The organism is Colwellia sp. 75C3, from assembly GCF_002836255.1.
GTDB lineage: Bacteria > Pseudomonadota > Gammaproteobacteria > Enterobacterales > Alteromonadaceae > Colwellia.
Genome location: NZ_PJAU01000019.1, coordinates 1 through 369 on the forward strand (window position 1 = coordinate 1; position 369 = coordinate 369).

Annotated in this window: 1 protein-coding gene; it reads left to right on the forward strand. The window is 40.7% G+C overall.

Annotated elements, in window-relative coordinates:
* Positions 1 to 369 (forward strand): hypothetical protein (locus tag CXF85_RS00120; RefSeq protein WP_157828993.1); only part of this gene is annotated, 369 nt, incomplete at both ends.

A 369-nucleotide genomic window follows, 5' to 3' on the forward strand; every position in this document is an offset into this window, starting at 1 on the left:
TGGAGATGGCGCAGGTGTTGACAGCCTATCTGCTCGTACTGGTGTTGTTAACATATGGGGCTTTACTGATGCAACATTTTCATTAAAGCAGGACAATACAGATCCTACTCCTGATGAAACCTATATTGGGGATTTCTCGGGCATTGAAACTTACCTTACAGGTCAGGCTAATGAATGGGCTGATGTTTCTGCGTTAAGCGGAGATATAGAAGTCAGTAGTTACTTAAGTTTTGCCGGTATTATTGGTAATAACACCTCCAGTACTTTAATTGGTCAAAATGCTGATAGCTCTTGGACAATTTCACAAGTAAAAGATGCCAATAATGTAGATAGCTCAGGTATCAATGATGGTACTTATATAGCAGGCGC